This window comes from Mucilaginibacter sp. SG538B (genome assembly GCF_013376065.1).
In the GTDB taxonomy this organism is placed as follows: domain Bacteria; phylum Bacteroidota; class Bacteroidia; order Sphingobacteriales; family Sphingobacteriaceae; genus Mucilaginibacter; species Mucilaginibacter rubeus.
On record NZ_JABMJI010000001.1, the window covers coordinates 919,943 to 943,393 of the forward strand.

General features: G+C 41.7%; 18 protein-coding genes. 9 read left to right on the forward strand and 9 right to left on the reverse strand.

All coding sequences use genetic code 11. The annotated features are described in order from the left end of the window. Positions 1 to 258 precede the first annotated feature (258 nt). Positions 259 to 2,502 carry a sodium-translocating pyrophosphatase gene (locus tag FHW88_RS03520; protein WP_090523258.1) on the reverse strand — a complete coding sequence of 748 codons (2,244 nt, stop codon included), beginning with the start codon at positions 2,500 to 2,502 and terminating at the stop codon, positions 259 to 261. Positions 2,503 to 2,657: 155 nt separating this feature from the next. Here FHW88_RS03520 and FHW88_RS03525 point away from each other — a divergent pair, with 155 nt between their 5' ends. The 3 genes from FHW88_RS03525 (at position 2,658) to FHW88_RS03535 (ending at position 5,993) form a co-directional block, all read left to right on the forward strand. Beyond that, on the forward strand, positions 2,658 to 4,124 hold the full coding sequence (locus FHW88_RS03525) for an APC family permease (RefSeq protein WP_176623188.1): 1,467 nt from the start codon (positions 2,658 to 2,660) through the stop codon (positions 4,122 to 4,124). After that, positions 4,102 to 5,508, forward strand: a complete 1,407-nt coding sequence (gene dacB / locus FHW88_RS03530; protein WP_176623190.1) for a D-alanyl-D-alanine carboxypeptidase/D-alanyl-D-alanine-endopeptidase — start codon at positions 4,102 to 4,104, stop codon at positions 5,506 to 5,508. The genes FHW88_RS03525 and dacB overlap by 23 nt, the downstream gene beginning before the upstream one ends. 89 nt (positions 5,509 to 5,597) lie before the next feature. Beyond that, entirely contained in the window at positions 5,598 to 5,993 is a 396-nt protein-coding gene (locus tag FHW88_RS03535; RefSeq protein WP_176623192.1) for a hypothetical protein, read from the forward strand. Between the two features lie 80 nt (positions 5,994 to 6,073). Here FHW88_RS03535 and FHW88_RS03540 read toward each other — a convergent pair whose 3' ends face one another. Together FHW88_RS03540 and FHW88_RS03545 are read right to left on the reverse strand one after the other, a co-directional pair. Next, positions 6,074 to 7,117 carry a response regulator gene (locus tag FHW88_RS03540; protein WP_090523277.1) on the reverse strand — a complete coding sequence of 348 codons (1,044 nt, stop codon included), beginning with the start codon at positions 7,115 to 7,117 and terminating at the stop codon, positions 6,074 to 6,076. Beyond that, positions 7,114 to 8,301, reverse strand: a complete 1,188-nt coding sequence (locus tag FHW88_RS03545; RefSeq protein WP_090523281.1) for a PAS domain-containing sensor histidine kinase — start codon at positions 8,299 to 8,301, stop codon at positions 7,114 to 7,116. Before FHW88_RS03545 ends, FHW88_RS03540 begins: the two co-directional genes overlap by 4 nt. A 186-nt stretch (positions 8,302 to 8,487) precedes the next feature. Here FHW88_RS03545 and FHW88_RS03550 point away from each other — a divergent pair, with 186 nt between their 5' ends. The 5 genes from FHW88_RS03550 (at position 8,488) to FHW88_RS03570 (ending at position 17,071) form a co-directional block, all read left to right on the forward strand. Further along, complete coding sequence (locus tag FHW88_RS03550) at positions 8,488 to 9,729, forward strand: YdcF family protein (RefSeq protein ID WP_176623194.1); 1,242 nt, start codon at positions 8,488 to 8,490, stop codon at positions 9,727 to 9,729. 71 nt (positions 9,730 to 9,800) lie between these two features. After that, positions 9,801 to 10,679 (forward strand): hypothetical protein, encoded by an 879-nt coding sequence (locus tag FHW88_RS03555; protein ID WP_218117125.1) that lies wholly within the window; start codon positions 9,801 to 9,803, stop codon positions 10,677 to 10,679. A 378-nt stretch (positions 10,680 to 11,057) separates the two neighbouring features. Further along, complete coding sequence (locus FHW88_RS03560; protein WP_176623196.1) at positions 11,058 to 14,330, forward strand: SusC/RagA family TonB-linked outer membrane protein; 3,273 nt, start codon at positions 11,058 to 11,060, stop codon at positions 14,328 to 14,330. A 24-nt stretch (positions 14,331 to 14,354) separates the two neighbouring features. Continuing rightward, entirely contained in the window at positions 14,355 to 15,884 is a 1,530-nt protein-coding gene (locus FHW88_RS03565) for a RagB/SusD family nutrient uptake outer membrane protein (protein WP_176623198.1), read from the forward strand. Positions 15,885 to 16,129: 245 nt separating this feature from the next. After that, positions 16,130 to 17,071 (forward strand): helix-turn-helix domain-containing protein, encoded by a 942-nt coding sequence (locus tag FHW88_RS03570; protein ID WP_176623200.1) that lies wholly within the window; start codon positions 16,130 to 16,132, stop codon positions 17,069 to 17,071. 286 nt (positions 17,072 to 17,357) lie between these two features. Here FHW88_RS03570 and FHW88_RS03575 read toward each other — a convergent pair whose 3' ends face one another. The 5 genes from FHW88_RS03575 to FHW88_RS03595 all read right to left on the reverse strand — a co-directional run bounded on the left by FHW88_RS03575 (position 17,358) and on the right by FHW88_RS03595 (position 21,024). Further along, positions 17,358 to 18,053, reverse strand: coding sequence for a Crp/Fnr family transcriptional regulator (locus FHW88_RS03575; protein ID WP_090523301.1), 696 nt, complete (start codon positions 18,051 to 18,053; stop codon positions 17,358 to 17,360). 269 nt (positions 18,054 to 18,322) lie between these two features. Continuing rightward, positions 18,323 to 18,970: a response regulator transcription factor gene (locus FHW88_RS03580; RefSeq protein WP_090523305.1), complete on the reverse strand. Its 648-nt coding sequence runs from the start codon at positions 18,968 to 18,970 to the stop codon at positions 18,323 to 18,325. A 26-nt stretch (positions 18,971 to 18,996) separates the two neighbouring features. Next, positions 18,997 to 19,803: a sensor histidine kinase gene (locus tag FHW88_RS03585; protein WP_090523309.1), complete on the reverse strand. Its 807-nt coding sequence runs from the start codon at positions 19,801 to 19,803 to the stop codon at positions 18,997 to 18,999. Continuing rightward, complete coding sequence (locus FHW88_RS03590; protein WP_139159893.1) at positions 19,787 to 20,452, reverse strand: hypothetical protein; 666 nt, start codon at positions 20,450 to 20,452, stop codon at positions 19,787 to 19,789. The genes FHW88_RS03585 and FHW88_RS03590 overlap by 17 nt, the downstream gene beginning before the upstream one ends. A 23-nt stretch (positions 20,453 to 20,475) precedes the next feature. Then, positions 20,476 to 21,024: a hypothetical protein gene (locus FHW88_RS03595; protein WP_139159894.1), complete on the reverse strand. Its 549-nt coding sequence runs from the start codon at positions 21,022 to 21,024 to the stop codon at positions 20,476 to 20,478. A 411-nt stretch (positions 21,025 to 21,435) separates the two neighbouring features. Between FHW88_RS03595 and FHW88_RS03600 the strand changes: the two genes are divergently transcribed. Beyond that, positions 21,436 to 21,984 (forward strand): inclusion body family protein, encoded by a 549-nt coding sequence (locus FHW88_RS03600; protein ID WP_176623202.1) that lies wholly within the window; start codon positions 21,436 to 21,438, stop codon positions 21,982 to 21,984. Between the two features lie 101 nt (positions 21,985 to 22,085). Here FHW88_RS03600 and FHW88_RS03605 read toward each other — a convergent pair whose 3' ends face one another. Further along, positions 22,086 to 23,246 (reverse strand): hypothetical protein, encoded by a 1,161-nt coding sequence (locus tag FHW88_RS03605; RefSeq protein ID WP_176623204.1) that lies wholly within the window; start codon positions 23,244 to 23,246, stop codon positions 22,086 to 22,088. Positions 23,247 to 23,451: the final 205 nt, after the last annotated feature.

A 23,451-nucleotide genomic window follows, 5' to 3' on the forward strand; every position in this document is an offset into this window, starting at 1 on the left:
TGAAAGGTGAAAGGTGAAAGGTGAAAGGTGAAAGGTGAAAGGTGAAAGGTGAAAGGTGAAAGGTGAAAGGTGAAAGGTGAAAGGTGAAAGGTGAAAGGTGAAAGGGATTATGTTAAATAGAGGTTCTCAAATCTCGTCTATGTTCTCCGCGGCCCGTTCTTATTAATAAACCGATAATCCGGCAAATCGTATAAATTCTGGTTCAGACAAAAAAAGCCGCCCTCAACAGGCGGCTCTCTTTATTAACTATAAAAACTATTAAACGCTTTTCTCTGCTTTAACAACCATATGGATGCTCATAGGTTGTTTGTTCATTTCTTTTTGGATACTGGCGCTGGTTGCAGCCGGATGGCTGTTCAGGTGCGGGGCAATAACCAGTGAAACTATCGACATTAACTTAATAAGGATGTTCATGGATGGGCCTGAAGTATCTTTAAACGGATCACCTACAGTATCACCTGTTACTGATGCTTTGTGCGGTTCCGATTTTTTGTAGAAGATCTCGCCATTGATATCACAGCCTTTTTCAAATGATTTTTTGGCGTTGTCCCATGCACCACCTGCATTGCTTTGGAAAATCCCCATCAATACACCCGATACGGTAACACCGGCCAGCAAGCCGCCTAACACTTCGGGGCCAAAGGCAAAACCGATGATAATAGGGGTGATCAGTGCGATTAAACCAGGGGCAACCATTTCGCGGATCGACGCTTTGGTGGAGATAGCCACACATTTTTCGTATTCTGGTTTACCCTCGTAAGTCATGATACCCGGAATTTCGCGGAACTGGCGCCTAACTTCTTCTACCATGGCCATAGCCGCCCTGCCCACCGCCGCAATAGCTAAAGCAGAAAAAATGAACGGAATCATTCCGCCAACAAACAGACCTGCCAGTACGTTGGCCTTATAAATATCAATATGTTCAATACCTGCAACACCCACAAAAGCCGCAAATAAAGCCAGTGAAGTTAATGCTGCCGAAGCAATAGCAAAACCTTTACCGGTAGCGGCCGTAGTGTTGCCAACAGCATCCAGGTTGTCGGTACGGTGACGAACCTCTTCGGGCAGGCGGCTCATTTCGGCAATACCCCCGGCATTATCCGCAATTGGCCCAAAAGCATCTATCGCCAGTTGCATGGCCGTTGTTGCCATCATACCGGCAGCGGCAATAGCTACACCATATAAACCGGCAAAATAATATGACCCATAAATACCCGATGCCAAAACAAGAATAGGCAACACGGTTGATTCCATGCCTACAGATAAACCACCAATAATATTGGTAGCGTGACCGGTTGACGACTGCCTGATAATGCTCAATACCGGGCGTTTACCCATGGCGGTGTAGTACTCGGTTATAATCGACATTAAAGTACCTACTACCAGGCCAACCAATATCGATCCAAAAACACCGTTTTTTGTAAAAGGTATCACGTCAGTTTTTACCACCCCGTTAACTTCATCACGCACCATGTGAAATTCGCCCGAAGGCAACATCCATTGTACAACAAAATATGTAGCTATAGCAGTTAGTATAATTGATGCCCAGTTACCTATGTTCAATGCTTTTTGCACACTGTCGGTTTCAGATTTGATTTTCACCATAGCCGCGCCCACTATCGAAAATATCAAGCCAAGGCCGGCAATTACCATTGGCAGCAATACGGGGGCAATACCACCAAAATTATCGTGCGATACAATCTCGCGTCCCAATACCATGGTAGCAAGCATGGTGGCTACATACGAGCCAAAAAGGTCGGCACCCATACCGGCAACATCGCCTACGTTATCACCTACGTTATCTGCAATGGTGGCCGGGTTGCGCACGTCATCCTCGGGGATACCGGCTTCAACTTTACCAACAAGGTCGGCACCTACGTCGGCCGCTTTTGTGTAAATGCCGCCGCCAACACGGGCAAACAGCGCTATGGATTCTGCACCTAATGAAAAACCGGCTAAAACGTCAAGCGCTTTTGCCATGGCTTCGCCGTTAACACTGCTGCCTGCTACTTTAACAACATAAAACTGATAAAAAACAATAAAAAGCGATCCTAAACCAATAATGGCCAAACCGGCAACGCCTAAGCCCATTACTGTTCCGCCGGTGAATGATACTTTTAATGCCTGTGCCAAACTGGTGCGTGCAGCCTGTGTAGTACGTACGTTAGCTTTGGTAGCAATACGCATCCCCAGATAACCTGCAAAGGCAGATAGAAACGCGCCTATCAGAAATGATATGGCAATAACAGGACTTGAAGTAGTAACCGTTGTGCCCGACCATGCCAGCAAAATACCGGCAACCACAACAAAGCCGCCTAATATTTTCCATTCGGCACGTAAAAAGGCCATAGCGCCATCGGCAATGTAACCGGCGAGTGTGGCCATGTCGCCGTCACCGGCGTTTTGTTTGGTAACCCAGGCGGCTTTAATAGCCATAACAAGGATCCCGATAAGCCCCAAAACAGGAATTAAATAAATTAAATAATTGTTCAGAAAATCCATATCACAAATTTGGTTTAATAAAGTAGTACTGCTTGGTTTAACAGTGTTTAATAACAATTGGTGATTGCAAAATAGTAATTTTATTTATTTACTATAGTGATCGTTAATATTAAAGTTTTTTGAATAGTTTAGAGATTTAAACCCTAAAACAATATATGGCGAAAAACTCATCGCAACCAAAAATGAAACATGAGCTTAGCTTGCTGGACGGTACCATGCTGGTATCAGGATCCATGATAGGCTCAGGTATTTTTATTGTTAGTGCAGATATTACCCGTAACGTAGGCTCGGCCGGCTGGCTGATAGCTATCTGGGTTATCACCGGTTTCATGACCCTTACCGCGGCCCTTAGCTACGGCGAATTGAGCGGTATGTTTCCCAAAGCTGGCGGCCAATATGTTTATTTAAAAGAGGCTTACAACAAGCTCGTCGCTTTTTTATATGGTTGGAGCTTTTTTGCAGTGATCCAAACGGGCACTATCGCGGCGGTAGGAGTAGCTTTTAGTAAATTCACCGCCTATTTAATACCTGCTTTTAGCGAGGATAATATATTATGGAAGTTGCAAACCGGGACAACATCAACGGGTGATGCGAAGTTTTTTGCTATAAGTGCCGCCCAGGTGGTATCTATTATATTGATCATTATCCTTACTTATGTAAATACCCGCGGGGTAAAGGGCGGAAAGGTTATTCAAACCGTTTTTACTTTAACCAAGCTTATCAGTCTTTTTGGTCTTATAATTTTTGGCCTTTTTGCTTTTAAAGCAGATATATGGCATGCCAACTGGATAAACGCGTGGGATTTGCATAACCTAAATAAGGACGGCAGCATTACTACCCTCACCACAGGTACAGCACTTGGCGCTATTGCCGCAGCCATGGTTGGTTCTATCTTTAGTAGCGATGCCTGGAATAGTGTGACCTTTGTTGCCGGCGAAATGAAGAACCCGAAACGAGATGTTGCTTTAAGTATGATGTGGGGTACTATCATTGTGACCTTTATTTACGTGATGGCCAATGTGGTCTACACTGGCGTATTGTCATTACATGAAATTACCGTTGCCGATAAGGATAGGGTGGCCGTAGCTGCTTCACACGTTATTTTTGGTAACGTGGGCACTTACATAATTGCCCTTATGATCATGGTGTCAACGTTTGGCTGTAATAACGGTTTGATCCTTTCGGGGGCGAGGGTTTATTACACTATGGCCAAAGATGGTCTGTTTTTCAAGGAAACAGGTAGCCTGAATAAATTTGGTGTGCCGCAGTTTGGTTTATGGATCCAGTGCGTAGTTGCCTCATTACTTTGCCTGAGTGGTCGTTATGGCGATTTGCTGGATATGATCTCATTTGTGGTAGTGGTATTTTATGTACTGACTATATTGGGCATATTTATTTTGCGTGCTAAACTCCCTGATGCCGAACGTCCTTATAAAGCTATAGGTTATCCCATTTTGCCTGCACTTTATATTGTCATGGGGATTGCATTTTGTATTTTATTGCTTGTTTATAAACAAAGCTTTACACTTATCGGGCTCGGAATTGTGCTTATAGGTTTACCGATATATTATATTTCGCAACGGAACGTTAAAAAACAGGATGAGGCGCTTACTGGTAATTAGTTTTTTTTTTATAGGAGAGTCTGTTGCGGCGCAAACGCTTCAGCAAAAAATATCAAATGCTTTTGGAAGGTTGCAGGCGGATAGCCAGTGCAATTATGCTTCAGTATCATTAACCGTACTTGATGCCAAAACCGGGGAACAGGTGTTTGGAGGTAACCCCAACATGGGTTTGGCTACCGCCTCAACGCTTAAAACCATTACCAGTATTACGGCTTTTAATATTTTAGGTCCCGATTTTCAATATCAAACGCAATTGGGTTATACCGGTGAGATTGGGGCCGATGGCACCCTGACCGGCGATATCGTCATTAAAGGTGCCGGCGACCCAACCCTGGGCAGCTGGCGTTATGAGCAAACCAAAGAGGGGCATGTATTGGCCCTTATGGCCGACGCCTTGCGAAAGGCCGGGATCAAAAAAGTTAACGGCCGCATCATTGGCGATGACAGCATCTTCGGTACACAATCCATCCCCGAAGGCTGGATCTGGCAGGACATCGGTAACTATTACGGAGCCGGTACATCGGGTCTTTGCTGGCGCGAAAATCAATTTGATATAAAGCTGCGTACGGGTGCGGTTGGTAACCCGGTTGGCATATCACGTACTGTTCCGCTGATGCCATACCTTGCATTTAAAAGCGAGTTGACAAGTGGTTCTGCCGGATCAGGAGATAATGCTTATGCTTTTTTACCGGTTGGCAGTAAAGTAATATATCTGCGCGGAACTTATGCTGTTGATCAGGAGAAAAAAAGTATTTCGGCCGCTGTCCCTGATGCTGCTTATGATGCTGCGTTGCGGCTCAATGATACGCTGAGGAGTTTAGGTATCATTATCGGTAATGAGCCGGAGTCAGCCAATACTTTGAGCGCTAAAAACCTGCCATTGCCTGTAAATGCTAAAAATCTGGCAACTATATCATCACCAACTTTAAGCAAAATAATTTACTGGCTTAACCAGAAAAGTATTAACCTGTACGCCGAGCAGTTACTCAAAACCATAGCCTGGAAACAGGGACGCAAGCCTACAACGGCAAATGGTGTGGATGAGGTACAAAAGTTTTGGGCGGCCAAAGGTATAGATACCCGCAGCATGAATATTTACGACGGCAGCGGCCTTTCGCCCGGTGACAGGGTAACTACGTTAACGCTGGCCCGCATCCTGCAATCGGCAAAGAAGGAAAGCTGGTTTGCTGATTTTTATACAAGTCTGCCGGTTTATAATGATATGAAAATGAAAAGCGGCAGCATCAATAATGTGTTGTGTTATGCCGGTTATCAAACCAAAAACGGCCGAGAGCTTTGTTTTTCTATCATGGTTAATAATTTCAGCGGCCCGAACAGGAGTATAAAGGAGAAAATGTTTAGGGTGTTGGATGAATTGAAATAGGTCCCTGCCCCCTGAGAGGATTTTTATATCAACTTTTATTCTATTGGTAAACACCTTAACTTTATTGGAACCGTAATATCGAACTGATAATGAAAAGTTATAAACTTATTTTCCTTGCAGCACTGTCATTTGCGGCCTGCAAAAGCGAAACCAGCTCAAATGATGATGTCCAATCCATCAAATTTAAGTTCACCGAGCTTGGCCGCGAAACACAGTTCAGGATCACCTGCGATAAGTTTGATTATTACTTCCCCGAAGGGAAAGAAAAAAACTTTAATAAAAAGCCGGGCGTTGATAGTGTAATGCAATTGCTAACCGGTATGAAAATGGTGAGTGACGGTACAGAACCGGACGTGCGCGGGAAGATCTATATTACACACACTACCAAAACCGTTGATACCGTATGCGTTGGCGCTAAAGTACTCAGCTACAAAGGTACAACTTATGAAACGCCACAGGAGCTGTTGGTGTTGATACAAAAATAGGTTGCACAGGGGTGCAAATGGTTTGTTGTAATCAAGTCATTGCTCAGTGAATGAGCAGGATCATCTAAAAATAGCAGCGGTCAGTTTTTCATTTTGGCCAGCCGTTCGGGCGAAAGCACGGTGATCTGGCTCCCTTTTTTATCGATTAGGTTTTCATCTTTAAAATCGGTAAGGGTACGGCTCACAGTTTCAGTTGCCACACCGGCCATAGCAGCAAGGTCTTCCCGCGAAATTTTGAAATCCCCACCCTGCTGTTTATGCAGTCGCACCAGGGTATCGGCCATCCTTTTTCGTACTGAGTTATACGCAAGCTGCAATAATTGCTCTTCCCTGTCGCGGATATGATTAGAAAGCAGTTTGATAAACTCACGCGCAATATCTGGGTATAAATTGAGCAGGTTGTCCAATTGATCTTTCGGGATCAGGCACAGCTGGCTATCCTCCAGGGTGGTTGCTGTATCTGTGTAAGCCTCGTTCGAGAGCATGGCATTTACCCCAAGGTATTCCTCGGCAGAGTGGATGGCGGTCATCAACTCACGGCCATCGTTTGCCAGTTTAACGGTTTTAACTCTGCCTTTCAATATCAGGTACAAGCCATTCCCCTTATCACCATCGTAATAAATTACCTGGTCTTTTTTAAACAGGCGTACCTTGCGTTCGCTAATAATACGTTTAAGTTCGGTGAGACCGCTATTCTTCGATACAATTGAGTTTAGGTTTTCGAGCGATTGACTATAAAAGCTTTGCTGGGCAGTTTTTTTCCTGAGCCTGCTTTCAATGGCGTTTAGCAGTTCAATATCATCAAAAGGCTTGGTTAAGTAATCATCGGCACCCATTTCCATGCCTTTGCGTTGGTCAATCCGTTCGGCCTTTGCGGTTAAAAATATAAAAGGTATGGCGGCGGTTTCGGGATTTTTATTCAGCATAAATAAAACGCCATAACCATCAAGCTCGGGCATCATGATATCGCAAAGTATTACATCTGGCAGGTTGTTAACGGCCAGTTCAATACCGGTTTTACCATTATCGGCTTCAAATACCGTGTAACCGGCCAACCCCAGTATTTCTACCACGTTTTCGCGGATATCGTTGTTATCTTCGATGATCAGGATTTTTTGGTTCATGATGCGGAAAATGAAATGGTGAATGAAGTACCCTCGTTTACGTTACTTTGAAAATCAACCCTGCCGTTCATAAGGGCAGTGTACCGGGCCACAATATTAAGGCCTAAACCGGTACCCGCGATATTGCCTGTATTGTGCGCTCTGAAAAATGCCTCAAATAAATGCTTCTGGTCGCTTTCGGGAATGCCTATGCCATTATCTTTTACAGTAATGGAACAGCCGGAAGCATTTATTTCAGTACTAAATTCAATAAAGCTGTCTTCGCCCGAATATTTGATGGCGTTTGTGATGAGGTTGATGATGCAGTTTTTGAGCAGGTTAATATCGAGGTAAACCATACTATCTGTACCTGTATGCTGATAAAGGATATTTTGGTTTTGCTTGGCCATAATCTGCATTTCTTCAGTTAGCTCTTCGGCCAGCTTAACCAGGTCAAACCTGGTGTATGATGGTTCAATACGGCCGGCTTCCAGTTTTTCGAGCGAGAGAAAATCATTCAGAATGGTAGTGAGGTTGCCAACGGCATTTTTGATTTTATTAACATGCTTGCTAATCTGCAGGCTGTGCAAAGGCTCGGCATATTTATCAATAAGCGAGGCCGATAATTGAACAGCGCTTAGTGGCGTACGAAACTCATGCGATGCCATGGAAACAAAACGGCTTTTCAATTGTCCCAGTTCTTTCTCTTTTTCGAGGGACTGGCTCACTTCTTCTTTGGCTTTTTGTAGTTCAAGAACAAATTGTTTTAAGGAGAGCGTGCGTTCCTCTACCACTTCCTCCAGGTGTGATGTGTATTCCTTTAGCTTGTCCTCTGCTTCCTTCTCACGGCTAAGGTCGTGTATAAAACCGGCATATATTTTACGCCCCGAAAAATTTACGTCACTAACCCCAAGTCTGAACGGGAATTGGGTGCCGTCTTTACGCAAGCCTGTTACTTCACGACCTATACCAATGATATGTGGTTTACCGGTAGTTTGATATCGATTGATATAATGATCATGTTCCTGCCGGTATGGCTGGGGCATCAGTATCGATACATTTTTGCCGATAACTTCATGAGGCTCATATTGAAATAACCTGCAGGCCGAAGGATTGATAGATTCGACAATCCCCCGTTCATCGATAGTAATAATGCCATCGATAGCATTTTCAATAATGGCTTTTAATAAGGCAGTATTTTCCATAGATGAAGGTTGAAAGATTTATCAGCTTTTGCAAATATCAAATTTGATATGGATTTTTTACGCCTAAAGATGGTATATCTTAATTAAAATTGAAATTAGGCCTGTTTTGTAAGAGGAAAGTTACCGGTAGTTAACTTTGAGTTTATCTGCTTAGACGTTATTTGCGGCTTGTTAAAAAACAGCTTAATGAAAAAACTCCTGCTACTAACCATGCTTGGATTAGGCGGTATAAGTGCCTTCGCGCAAACCCAGGCCCCTGTTAAAAATGCCCCGACAGATTATATAAAGATTAAAAACTACGGCCTGCTGACTTTACTTGAGCAGGATGCCGAAGTAAGCACTTTACTTAAAAACGATCCTGAACTGGCACAGCTCACTCAGAAAAAGCTAAGCGCCCTTAGCACTTCCCTCACTGATTGTAAAGACGCGGCGTGCTTAGTAACTGCGGCAAAACTAACTGATGATGACATCAAAACCGTAAGCGACCGGCTTGCAGCACTATATAAAACAGGTAACGCGCTTAACAGGATGGTTAAATCGAAACTGATCCCATCGGGTCTTTACAGCTTGTATAAAAAGCTATCGCCCGAGCAATTGCTTATAAAAGCATGGGAGCAGGACGCAGGTAGCATCAATTACACTATTGGCGTTTATGCTGAAGGCAAAAAGCCTAATTATCCGCAGATAGACTCTATCAGCTACAATATTAAATCGAGAGCATATTTTACGCTAATGTATGATGCTTCTGCTACATTGTTAGGTGATATTAAAGGAACAAAGCTGTTTTTTGAACCCGCTATGCAGGCAGCCCTGCTCTATCTGCAGATCAACGAAAGGCAGGACCCTGCCAATTACGAGCCAATGGAGCTAAACGCAAACAAAGCTGCCGTAACCCGTATCAAAACCATTAAATGGGCCGATTATCCTTATTCAAATATTCTTGTACCTGGCGCTGGTCCGGATAATTTGACATCGCCATTGAGCGGGGAGGGGATGCTGCGTTGTAGGCTGGCGGTACAGGAATATAAGGCGGGCAAAGCCCCGTTTATCATTGTATCGGGCGGCAATGTGCATCCATATAAAACAAAATATAATGAAGCCGGGGAAATGAAGGTTTATTTAATGAAAACCCTTCATATTCCTGAAAATGTGATCATCATTGAACCTCATGCACGTCATACTACAACAAATATGCGTAACAGTGCCAGGCTTATTTATAAATATGGCATCCCTGCCAATAAGCCCGGTATTGTGGTAACCGATAAATCACAAGCCGATTTTATTATGAATATGGATGCTCGCTGCCAAAAGGAACTGAACTATGTGCCTTACAAACTGGCCAAGCGTAACTCCGAGACCGAAGTTGAATATTACCCGGTAGAAGAAGCCAAACAAATTGATCCTGACGAACCACTTGACCCCCGTTAGGAGCTGAAGGCAGAACGCGAAAAGCTTAAAATTATCATCTGATCACTAATGTAATTACTTTATTTAAACTTATGCAAAAGCTTAATTTAACTATAATAGTCGTTGTTTTAGGTATTGGCAGCATCACCACCGGTACGATTGATCATAAACTTAACCGTGCCATAACAATCGACTCGTTGGGCGCCTGCCAGGGCATTTCATACCAAGACGGTCGCATATTTTTATATGGTGACAGGGAAGTTGGAATGATCCGGGAGTTTAAGCTGGAAAATGACAGCCTGGTATATCTGCATAAGGAATATAAGCTAACCCAAAACGGGCAGGATATTATTAACCACCCAACCGGTATAGCTTATAACAATGATAAGGGCCCGACATTTATAGGTAATTCCATCCGCCTTAATGCAGCGGGCAGCCAGTGGAGGGCAGTAATTTATAATGTGAACTGGAAGGGCCTGCTTAAAACCGGTACGCTTGATGGTAATTTAATTAATACCATTGAGGATGATGCCTGTATCCAGGGCACCAGGCCGGAATATGTAAAATATAATAATAAGTGGTATGTAGCCACTGCAGATTATGGTGATCACGGCAACGAAGTGCGTTTATACGACCCAGAAAAACTGGCCAAAGCCAAAAGCACGAAGGAACCCGGCGTGCTTTACAAAAAATTTACATGTACACCCTGGGTACAAAATCTGTTTTGGAAAGCTGATAAAGGCATTTTAGTGCTGATCCAGAATAAGCTTGAGGGCAGGCAATGGCGGTTTACTTATGTTGATCTTAAAAAATCAATTGAAGCCGGTAAACAGGTGGTGCTGAGTCAGGTTGATGGTATTGACAGGGACGATGAGCTGGAAGGTTTTTCCTTGCTCGGTGGTGGGGAGAAAGGGATAGCCGTAACCTCATCACGGAAAAATAACGTGAATTTTACCACTACTTCATGGTAGTATTAAACAACTGGCTAAAGTAAAAAATCCTGCAAAGAGGCAGGTATTTTTCTATTTTTTGTTTAATGTAAATTTAACACTAAGGTATCCTTTGGTTAAGATAGCAGGTTTAGCTTTGCTGTCATTATTACAATATTAACAACTCTGTATTAATATTATTTAATGATAACGCAATAATAATTATTAAATTATTAATTTTTTGCTCACGTCTTTAAAAATATCGCCTATGTAACATAACTTCAACTTAACATCGGGCCCGGCGATAAAACTAAGAACCGGTGAATGCGCTAACACTCACCTGGTCCGGGATAATTGTCAAATAACTCAAAAGCGGTCCAAGGCTTTAAGTCATTTCTTTCAACAATCAATTTTAAACATATGAATAAAAAGATTAACCCAAATCTTTTGAACAGGTTTTTTTTAATTCCTGTATTGTTTTTACTGGTTTTGCTAAAACCTTTTATCTCAAACGCTTCGGCAAAAAATATAATATATAAGGTAAACCAAATCACCGGTATTGTTACCGACGAAACTAATCTTCCGTTACCCGGCGTATCAGTTCGGATCAAAGGGACTGATAAAGGTACTGCAACTAACACAAATGGTAAATATACCATTTCGGCCGATGAAGGCGCCGTGCTGGTTTTTAACTTTATTGGTTATGAGCAGCAGGAAATAACTGTTGGCGGTTCATCAACCATTAACGTTAAGATGAAACCAAAATCAAACATGCTTAACGAGGTGGTGGCCATCGGTTATCAGTCTATTCGTAAAAGTGATGTTACCGGTTCTATTGCCAGCGTTAAAGCCAGTGATCTTAATCTTTCTGCACCTTCATTGGGGCAGGCCCTTGCTGGTAAGGTATCAGGTGTACAAGTGTCCCAAACCAGCGGTGCTCCATATACAAGCACTAAAATCAGGGTAAGGGGCGTTGGCTCATTCAACGCCAGTTCTGATCCCCTATATGTAATTGATGGTTACCCGGCCGGTAATGATATCTTCATTAACCCTGATGACATCGAAAGCATCGATATTTTGAAAGATGCTGCATCTGCCGCTATCTACGGTTCACGCGCATCTGGCGGTGTGGTATTGATCACTACTAAAAAAGGTAAAGAAGGTAAAGGCCGTTTTGAGTATGACGTGCAAACAGGCGTTGATCAGCTTGCCCATAAAGTGAAGCTACTTAATGCCGATCAGGCAGCACTGCTGGTAATTGACGGCCGTAACAACGCTTATCATGACCTTTGGGTAAACTCAGGCCATACCTGGAACGACGCCATGTACTCTGATAACAACGCAACCCGCGTTACTAACGTTGGTAACTCGGGCAGTGTAAGTATTCCTAATGGCTTATATGATTTTGCTTCGCAAACCCCTATTAAACAAACAGTACATACCGATTGGCAGGATGAGTTATACCGCAACACATTTTTTCAAAAACACACTTTGTCGTTTTCAGGTGCTTCAAATGGTGTTCGTTATTATGTAAGCGGTGCATACCAAAATCAACCGGGTATTATTTTAAATACAGGCCAGCAACGTTATAACTTCCGTACCAATATCGATGGTGATGTAAGCAAACGTATTCACATTGGCGCAAACATATCTTACACTCAAAATACCAACCAGGAAACACAGGAAGGCCGTTTTGACCATAGCCCAATTTTAGGGGCTTTGATCTATATGCCTTATCTGCCTGCTTATAATGCTGATGGCTCATACCAAACCAACGTTGAAGCAGTAGGTTCATCTCAATATGGCTACCAAAGTATTGAAAACCCGCTTGCCCTTGCCGATCGTATTAAAATAACCCGAAAAGGTTATCGCAGCACTTATAATGCAAATGTTACTTATAACATTTTACCTGGTCTTAACTTCAAAACCAATTTGGGTACGCAGGCTTATACTGAAAAATACGATTATTACTATCCAACTACTTTAAGCTCGGGTGCTAACCCTCCGGGATCGTCGCAGGCTATCAACGCGGCCAACGCGCAGGCGTCGTATCTGCTCAATGTTGACAGGCTGGCCGAGTTTACCTTAAACTATACCAAACAATTTGGCAAACATCATTTTGATGCTTTGGCCGGTTACACTGCTCAAAAAACTACAAGCGATTACACGAGTGTAAAAGCAAACGGTTTCCAAAGTGATTACGTGCCCGAAATTTCAGGCAAAGGTGCAGATGCGGCTTTCTTTAGCTTAAACTCAGCTTCTAAAAGTACTTACACTTTATTATCATATCTTGGTCGTGCAAATTATAATTACGCCGGTAAATATTTCTTAACCGCATCATTCCGTGCGGATGGTTCATCACGTTTTGGTTTAACAAACAGGTATGGCTATTTCCCGTCGGTAGCCGCCGGGTGGAATTTATCTGATGAGTCATTCTATCACAATTTCCTTGGCGATCAGTCAACAGTTAAGATCCGTGCAAGCTGGGGTAAAAGCGGTAACTTCAATATCCCTAACTATGCTATCACCCAAACATTGGCCAGTCCCGTTGGCGCGGTGTTAAACGGTGGTATTGCAACTGCTACATATCCTGGTGGTTTAAAGGATCCAAAATTAAGCTGGGAAACTACATCGCAGTATAACTTTGGTACCGATATCGGTTTATTTAACGGCCGTTTACAGATCATTGCCAACTATTATTTAAGTTATTCATATAACCTGTTGTATAATCAGCCAATTTCGGCAATATCCGGCAGTACCACTATCTTAACTAACCTGCGCGATTCAAAGATCCGTAACACCGGTTTTGACTTGCAGTTAGATGGCAAGATAGTTAACACTAAAGATTTTACCTTGGGTGCAAGCGGCAACATCTCATTAAACCGCAACAAAGTAGTTAAACTGCCTGCTCAAAACACCCTGATCATCAACGGTGCCGAGCGTTCGTACCTTACCAGCATAACTACCCAGGGCCAGCCTATCGGTATGTTCTATGGTTTCCAGGTTGGTGGCATAATCAATGCCTCTAACGTAGGTAAAACTGCTCCGTCTGCTTCACAAACTAACCCGGCCAAAATCGGCGACCTTTGGTTTGTAGATACCAATAAAGATGGTATTGTCAACGACGCTGATAAAACCATAATCGGTTCGCCATATGCTAAATTTACTTACGGTTTTGCCCTTAACAGTACTTACAAACGCTTTGACTTTGGTGCGTCATTCAATGGTTCATATGGTAACAAGATCCTTGACGGACAGGATTACTATTTGTACAACGGCGAAGGTTCCGGTAACCAATACGCTAATGTTGCACAACGTTACCGTAATGAAGCTGAACCGGGAGATGGTTCATTTTACCGCGCTTCACGTGCCGGTACACAAAGTAACAGCACCCGTTTATCAACTTTCTACCTGCAAAGCGGCTCATATCTGCGTTGTACCAACCTTACCTTAGGTTACACACTGCCTAATTTTTTACAGCAAACTTTAGGTTTAAGCAAAGCACGCGTTTTTGCCAGTGTTGTGAATGCCTTCACAATCACCAAGTACAAAGGTTATAACCCTGATGTGGATTATAACTATTCAGGCGCTGCGTCAAACAATACCCAGCCTGCCAACCTTGCACCAGGTATCGATTATGGTACATACCCGCTGGTTAGGTCATACAACTTAGGTGTTAATGTTACTTTTTAATGAATTTTTTAAAGAGATATAGAGATGAATAAAAAATTTGTAGCTATTGCCTGCCTTACGGCGGCTGTGGCGATAAGCCCGTCTTGTAAAAAAGACTTTTTAAATCAGAGTGACCCCAACGCTATAACGGTTGATGCGAGTTATAAAACCCCTAATGATGTGTTACTGGCTGTAAACGGTATCTATCAATCGTTACGCAGCGGTAATAACGTTGGCGAAAGCAGCGACTTGTGGACAGATCAACGTTCAGATGATACCGGTACTCAGGATAACCAGTCAAACTCAGGCGAACCTTTTCAGTTCGGCAATTTTTCAATCTTACCAAGTAATACTTACCTTAAAGCGCACTGGGTATCATTATATGGAACTGTTACAAGAGCAAACGTGGTATTATCACATATTGATGCTGTGCCCTTTCCCGATAATAACCTAAAACTGCAGTACATTGCCGAAGCCAAGTTTTTGCGCGCGTTTGCCTATTTTGAGTTAGTGCGCCTTTGGGGAGATGTGCCGCTGGTTACCAAACAATTGGGTTATTCTGATTTACCCGCAGCTACCTTTCGCGAAAAGCAGGCTGTTGTTTATCAACAAATAGTGGCCGACTTGATGGATGTTATTAATAACAGCCCGCTTCCAAACCTGCAAGCTTCTACAGGTAGAACCTCAAAAGCAGCTGCCAACTTTTTGCTGGGCCAGGTATATCTTACGATGGCGACCACCCAGGATCAGGCCAACCGTACCGCTAACCTCACCGCCGCTAAAACATATTTAACCAATGTTTATAATATGCGGACTTTCGGCGAGCTTAAGAGTATTCCTTATACTGATGTTTTTGATGTTGCCAAAAAAACGAGCTGTCCCGAACTGATCTTCCAGATAGTGAATATTCAGGGTGATATTAATTACAGTTCGTCAATTGCAGCTAACTTTCAGGCCAAAGGCGATACGCTTAATAGCAAGAAAAAAGCGACAGGTGCAGGTTACAACGTTACCCATGATTTAATTAACGAGTATGAAACCGGCGATCCGCGGATGGCATTCTCTGTGAAATTCGCGAACGATCCAACCGTAAAAGACTGGTTTGTGACCAAATTTAGGGATATAAGCAATGCTGCCGGAATAAATGGTTATGGTGGTAACGACTGGATCCTGATGCGCTATGCTGATGTGATCCTTTCACTGGCCGAAGTTAACAATTACCTTGGCGACCAGGCTACTGCCATCAGCTTCCTTGACCAGGTGCGTACACGGGCAGGTATGCCGACTTACGCGGTATCGATGACCAACAGTGATTATGCTACAAAATACCCAACATTAAAACTGGCTATTTTGCATGAGCGTCGCGTTGAGCTTGCATTTGAGCACCACCGCTGGTACGATCTGTTGCGCACTTTTAACGATGCCGAATTAGTTGCTTACTTCAAAGCCAAAAAGCAGACTGACTTTGGTTTGGCTTCGCTGGCAAACTTTACTACCAAAGATCGTTATTATCCAATTCCGTTTGATGAGTACAAACTTGACCCTGTTAAGATGTACCAAAACCCGGGTTATTAATATTGGTGTTACATAAAAAGAAGCCGCCTTGTAAGTCAATATGAGGCGGCTTCTTTTTATCATCTGTTAATGAAATTTATCAAATTCAAATAATATTTCCGTTAGGTATCAAATCATTTCGCCTTTCGAAACTATAAAGTGTTGATATGCTGCGAGCTTTTGTTTGAGTTTTGTAAGAACTAATTTACCTGAAGCAAATAGTGATGTAGTTATCATTAAGTTTGTTTAGCTCATTAAAGCAAAAGATGAAAACAGTAACAGTAGAAGATTTTTACAAAGATGCTGCCGGGCGTACCAATAGCACGGTGGGGGACCTGCTTCCGGCTGATATCAATAACCAGATAGGGCATTTTAATGTATTCAACCTTACCGACATCATTGCTAAAATAAAGAAGGATCCTACCCATGTACCTTACAATCGCAGGTTATATTATAAAATTAACCTGGTGAGGGGCAGGAATATTGCTGAGTATGCAGATAAGGTTATTAATATTGAAAAGAATGCATTAGTGTTTGGCACACCCAAAATTCCTTATAGCTGGAAACCACAGAGTATGGATCAATCCGGATATTTCTGCATTTTTACTGATGCATTTTTGGTGCAATCGAAAAGCGGTGTGGTATTAGATGCTTTACCGATCTTTAGTCCCGGAGGGTGCCCGGTGTTTATGCTTACCGATGAACAGGCCGATGAGATCACCCTCATTTTTAAAAAGATGCAGCATGAAATAGCATCCGATTACCTGTACAAGTATGACCTGATCAGGAACTATGTACTGGAGCTAATTCATTATGGCCAAAAATTGCAGCCCTTTACCAATTATAATAACAGTCATAATGCATCTGCAAGGGTATCATCCCTATTTATTGAATTGCTGGAGAGGCAGTTTCCAATAGCGTCACCCGATCAAAGAATCCTCCTGCGTACAGCTAAAGACTATGCCGACAGACTTGCTGTTCATAGCAATCATCTTAATAAAGTATTAAAAGAGAGTACCGGCAAAACTACAACTGAGCATATAGCCGGCCGGCTCATCCAGGAGGCCCGCATCCTGCTTAAACAAACCGACTGGAATATCTCGGAAATAGCCTATAGCCTGGGCTTCGGGCAGTTGTCACATTTTTCAAACTTCTTTAAAAAGCAAACATCGTTATCGCCAATTGAAGTACGGAATTTGGTTGGATGAGGGCTGGCTGCCGATAATTATCTAAATGTTAAAAATGATTGTCGTTAATTGAAAGAGAAACTGAGTCTATATAAAAAACCGTTGACCATTTGAACGACAGATTAAATGAATTTACCTTGAATAATGGGTATAGATTTGACAGGGGGGAAGCTAATGATTATGAGTTATATCGCAATTGATACCAATATTCTGCTTTACACCTTAGATGATTTTTATCCCCAAAAAGCTAAAATAATAAACCCATTTAAGGCAAAAGGAAAATAATATTTTGAAGTAATTATCCCATTTACAACTCATCATCCTGAGTTAAAAGAAAAAGTTTATCATAATTGATAATACTAATCTTTTTACCGTTGGTGTTAATCAGTTTTTCCTGTATCAATTCATTAACTACCCTGAACACAGTTTCGTAAGTAGCACCTGCGTATGAGGCCAGGTCCTGCCGGGTAAGTTCTACATCAATATGGCCTTCCGGGTTTGTACCAAACTGATTCTTGAGGCTTATGAGTGCCTGGGCAACGCGGCCCTTTACCGGCATATGTGCGAGATTACGCATTTTGCGTTCAGCCTCCTGCAGCTCGTCGGCAAAAAATAACATTAGCTGGTAGGTAAACTGAGGGTTTACTTTTAAAGTAGCCTCAAAAAACTCCATATCAATGTAGCATATAATGCCTGCTTCCAAGGCTGTTGCCGAAATAGGGTAGTGGGTGGCATGTTTACCCAGCACGCGGTGACCAAAAATAGCGCCCTTATTGGCAAAGCGAATAATAAGCTCTTTATCTGCCCCCCATTTTTTATGAACTTTCACATTGCCTTCATAAACAAAGTAAATTCCTTTCACCGGGTCGCCTTCACTGAAAATAACCTGTCCTTTTTTTACATTAAAGTTTTTTTTGTTGGCTGCAATTGCCGGCAGCCACTCTTTTATACAGCCTTTACATAAAAGACAGGTTTGATTATCGCACTGGATATTTCTTTTCATTCAAATGTTGATCAATCAGTCAATGTTTTGTTGTAAAAATATCAATGAAAATTGTATTTTTTATCAAAAAATTGAATTTTCATTGAATAGTTTTTTGCTATTATTGATTTAATTGATTTTAAACCCGATAAATCAGGTTTTTTGTTGGATGAAAAGACCAATTGTTTGCTTTTACGATTTATTTGAAGTTTGTATTTTGTGTATTTATTAAAAAAAAAGAAATCTCGTCTTAAGATGACATGCAAAATGGCATGGCTAATTTAAAAGCATCATATTATCCCATTTTTTACTGCAAACATTACCAGCCCGGCGGTGTTGCGTACGCCCACCTTATCTATCAGGCGCTGCCTGATCCCTTCAACCGAGCGCGGACTAAGAAACAGTTGTTTGCCCATTTCATTGGCAGTTTTTTCGGCACAAATTAATTTCAGTACATCCTGTTCCCGTTCGGTGAGTTCAACGCCTTCTTTAAAGGATGGTTTGATATTGCCTTTTATCACCAATTTCTTTAAAAGTGCGTTGCTTACTATATTGTTAAAGTAATAGCCTGTTTCGTGTACCGAATATATCGCTTTCCTGATTTCTTCAGCTTCCGCGTTCTTTAGCAGATACCCGTTGGCGCCAATCTCCATTAAATGAATTACGAACTTTTCGTCATCGTACATCGTCACCACTAAAATTTTCATATCAGGATACTTCTTTTTAATGTGTTTGGTAGCTTCCATGCCATCCATAACAGGCATTTTAAGGTCCATGATAATTACATCGGGCATATTGGTTTCAATGCCTTTTATCAGGTCTTCACCATCGCCGGCCTCAAGCATTACTTCCAGGTTCTCATCCTGGGTAAGTCCAATTTTGAGGCCGTCCCTGTATATGGTATAATCATCGGCTATGGCAATTTTAATAGGTTTCATCGCCTTCTTTTTGATTGTTATAATGGTTAAATAGTAATTGTTCGGGGGATACTGATGTTAATGTAGTATCCTTCGGGCTTGTGATTGAATGATACCTCGCCTTTCAGCAAAATGATGCGGGTTTGGATAGCTTTGAGGCCAAGGCCCTGTTTATTAAACTTCAGTTCTTCATATTGTGCATGGCTGAGCCCCTTCCCATTATGAAAAATACTAATGTTTAAAGCATCGTGGTTATAAGTTGATGTGATATGTATTTTTTTAGGTCTGGCATGTTTAAGTACATTGTTCATTAACTCCTGCACCATGCGGTATATGCTAATATCATTTTCATTAGCCTGGGTTGTATATGAATCATCAAGATCGGTGGTAATAAATATGAGGTCGTTATTTGTTATTTTCTCAACAAAATGCCTGATTGCTTCATTTAGCCCGAACTCTTTCAGAATACTGGAGTGCAAATTGTGCGAAATACCACGCACCTGTTTAATGGCCATGTCAAGCAGCTCCTGTCCTTTTTCATACCTCGGCTCATTGTTTTTATCAATAACGTTGATCTTAACCCCTTGCAAATGCAGCTTTGACGCCGATAAAATGGCGCCCACTTCATCATGCAGTTCTTCCGCAATGCGGTGGCGTTCTGTCTCCTCGCTGCGCACAGCTGCCTCTATCAACTGGTTTTGCTGGGTTTGATGCAGCTTTTGTATTTTTTGCTGATACTGGTATTTTTTACGCTGAAAAAATATAAAAATGAGCAATATGCTCGCGAATAAGGAAAGCATAACCGCAATGCCCATAAAGAGCAGGAGCCTGATATCATCATTCGTTTGTTTCATATAACCCTTTCGCTATAAATACACATAAAATAGTATACGTGAAATTGTGGATATTCCACAGGTTTATGGCAAAATTGTGCAGGCGTATTGTGAGTTCATTGTATAACAGAAAAATAAAAAAATTTACAGTGTAGTAAATACCCAGGCCGGTTACTATCCAAAAGTCGGGCTGTTTCTTACCGGGTTCTTCATCGTCGGTTATTTTAAACAGGTAATACTGCATACAATAAAACATCATAATTACCGCCTCAAATGATAGTAATCTGCTGCTCAATTGTCCATAATCAAAAAAGTTTTGATAAAAGCTGAAATTGATAAGTACAAACCCTAAAAAAATATACGGTGCTATCCTTTTTGTTTTGGACAAAAACTGCTGGTTTAACTTTATAAAAAAAGAGCTGAATAATAACACCCTGATTATGGAATGTATATTATACAGATAATTATTGGTGTTGTATGGGTGCGGTAAAATTGTTTTAAGCTTCCATATGGCATCAATAGTTACATTAATTGCCAGCGCTGTCCATAAATATATAACAACAGGTTTGTTAAAAACTGGTTGTTTTTTCTTCAAACAAAGAATGGCCAGGGGAATGAGCAACGCCCAAACCTCCGACCAGTCAGATATACCTTTTATTAGCTGTTCCACTTTGCAGCAGTTTTGTAACGCTATTACATTTTTGCCGGAGGTGATGGATTTGAATCAACATCCCCGGTGTCTGAGTCGCGGTAATCAATAGGTACACCGTTTTTTATAAGGCTGATGGCGTATACAAGGTGCTGGTTGGAAGCTATGATCTTAGGAGTAAAAACCAGGAAGTCATAATCACGTTTTTTTCCGCTATCGGTTGAGATAATCGCCATAATAGCTTTTTTGGTTAGATACGTATTGCCTAAAACCACCGGGCCGGTTAAGTTAACCAGTGTATCTTTTGCAATAGCCAGTGTATCGGGATGCATCGGGTTAAGATAGCCTCCGGCTGTATCCAGAATATATGATACAAGCTGATATGGCTTTTTAACGTCATCAACCTGGGGGCTGTAAAACTGAAAAACAAAATTGTCAGTTTTGGCCGAGTCGAGCCAGTGATTAACCTGCGTAGCGGTATACTTTACCTGGGCAAATTTGGTAGCCTGCCTGCATGAAGTCATGGCAAAAAACAAGAAAATAGTAATCGCGGCAGCGATCGGTCTGAATAAGTTAAAAGGTCGTTTTTTCATGATATAATAGGTTTAATATGCAGGTAATATAGTTGTATTATTTGTATTTTATGTTGGTAATAATAAATTATATAAGTGAGAAATTATTTATACTACTGTGAAAAAATTTCTCACTAATTATTTATTGTTCGCTTCGTTTTCTGCTGATTTTCCTATACCGCAAAGTTAGTAGGTGTGAAATAGTGTGAAAGGGTGTTTTTATGGTTTGTATACGTATAAATACTTATTTTTTTTATTCGGTATTTTTTCTCTAATAAGCCCGTTTAAATAAGCGGAGGTTTGTATTGTGATAAGCGAATAAGAAAAACCGGTTAAGAAGCGCTTCGGTTCTGTTCGCTCTGATCAAAGGAGCTAACCCGAAAATCCTTTAAAGAGTAGGGACATTTATTTATCCTAATAACCCTTTTAGTCATGGCAATTAACAGTGAATTTGTCTCCACCTCGCAGGAGATCATCAACATCCAGGTAGTTATCGATACCGATGCAATTACTACCGATTATCCAAACCCAAGTCAGGATCCTAACAATCCAACAGGTTTGCCGCATAACTATATGTATATGGTTGCTACCCGCGGTAATACCATGACCGGATCTGGCGGCGCCGACCTTAACATCAAAGCAGATGTAGGTGATGTTATACGCTGGTATGCAGTATCAGAGTACGGTAACTTTGATTCGGCTGTAGTTATTTACAAGTTAGCATGGTATGCGCAGGATGTAGTATTTGATGGTGAAACTTTCAATGTATATACGCGCACAGGCATTTTGCCAACTAATAGTACCGCTATTCCGGTTGGCTTTTCTACTCAAAATTTTTGGTTTAACCAGGCTACTGTAGTTGGCAAAGGTACCGAGCAATATAACGTGCAGTTTGCACTTTACGTACGCCAGCGGGGCGTTGATAATCCGGTATTATTTGGTTACTATTACTGGGACCCAACCGTTACCGTGCAAAGCTAACCCAGCTTAAACCCGAATTAAAAGAACAGGCACAAGCCCGGTTAATCATCATATGATACCGGACTTGTGCCTGACTTGCATTAAACGGCTTTAAAGCTTTTTTATTTGGTTTTACCACTACCTCCTTTACTGTCATCTCCCTCGGGTTGGTCGGTTGGTTTTTCATTTCCAACGGTAGTTGAATCATGTTGCTCTGTTGGCTGATCTTTGGTTGGTTCGGTAGCCTTTAACCCGGCATAGGTGCCTGCACTGATACCCATCATCAGCAATATATTGTTATCGAAATCGGGAAGCAGGTTTGATGATACGGTTTTTTGTATAAAAATTAGCCCGAACAGGATATTGAACAGCACGTTTTGAAGGCGCTGAATATTGATGCTGGTCCTGTCAGATAGGATATCATGAAAAAAGCCTTCACTATGTGCTTTGGGATCAATCTCCGTTTTGGTTTTTTGGTCATTTTCGATAACCTTGCCTGTAGCCATAGTTGCAGCGCTAATGCCCAGGATAGCCAGCAGTGAACCCGGGATGTCAGGAAGTGCCCCCGTTTCATTACATATATAGAGGTAAGTGACCGAGAAAATGACCGTCCAATAAAGAAGTTGCGTGCGGCTCAGACTGTAGTATAAGTTGCTGTCATCTTTTAAAATATTGTTTTTTAAGCCCATAGCCAGGAAGCCGGCCATAATAACGGCCATTATCCATACCCAAACCCGGTTTATTTTCTGTTTAACCTCAAGTTGTGTTTTTATTAATCCTTTGGTTATGTAACCACCCGAATACCCCACCGAAAAATATACCGGAATGCGGGCTTTATCGATGGATTTGCTGGCTAAAAACTGCACGGCCAGGTTCTGTACCGACTCGTCTATTTTGAAATACACGATCTTTTCGTAATCGTTATTACTCCAAAAAGCAGTTTCTCCTACTTTGATATCGTCAACATACAGGGTTTTGAACGAATCGATTGGGAGTGTAGTTTTGAGTCTGATAGCGATGATCTCATTTAACCTGGCCGAATCTTTTCTTCCGCTTAGGTTGTAAATATTTAATATAGAATCGGGAAGAAGGGCTTTAGTTACTGAATCTTTTTTAACCCCGTTATTTTTTACACTATCAATGTTGGCAGGCTGAGCGTGAACTGCTTCAGAGAAAATAAGAATAAAAAGAACAGCTGTAAATAGTTTAAATACTTGTTTTTTTAAACAGGGGTTCAGTAACAGCAGTGAAGCTATTACAGCTAAGCATAAAAGGAAGGCCATCGGTTTAATAATTGTTGCCTACTCTTTGATCCCTTTTTCGGCACACAGGTATTACTGGTAATCAAATTTAAATTAATTACTGAACAAATTGAATACCTAATATCAGGTATTTTTATTTTTAATTAATTGGTAATAAGTTGTTTGCGGTGTTATTGGCTGGTTTTTTATTAATAGTGATTTTTAATGTAAAATCCCCGTTATTGTA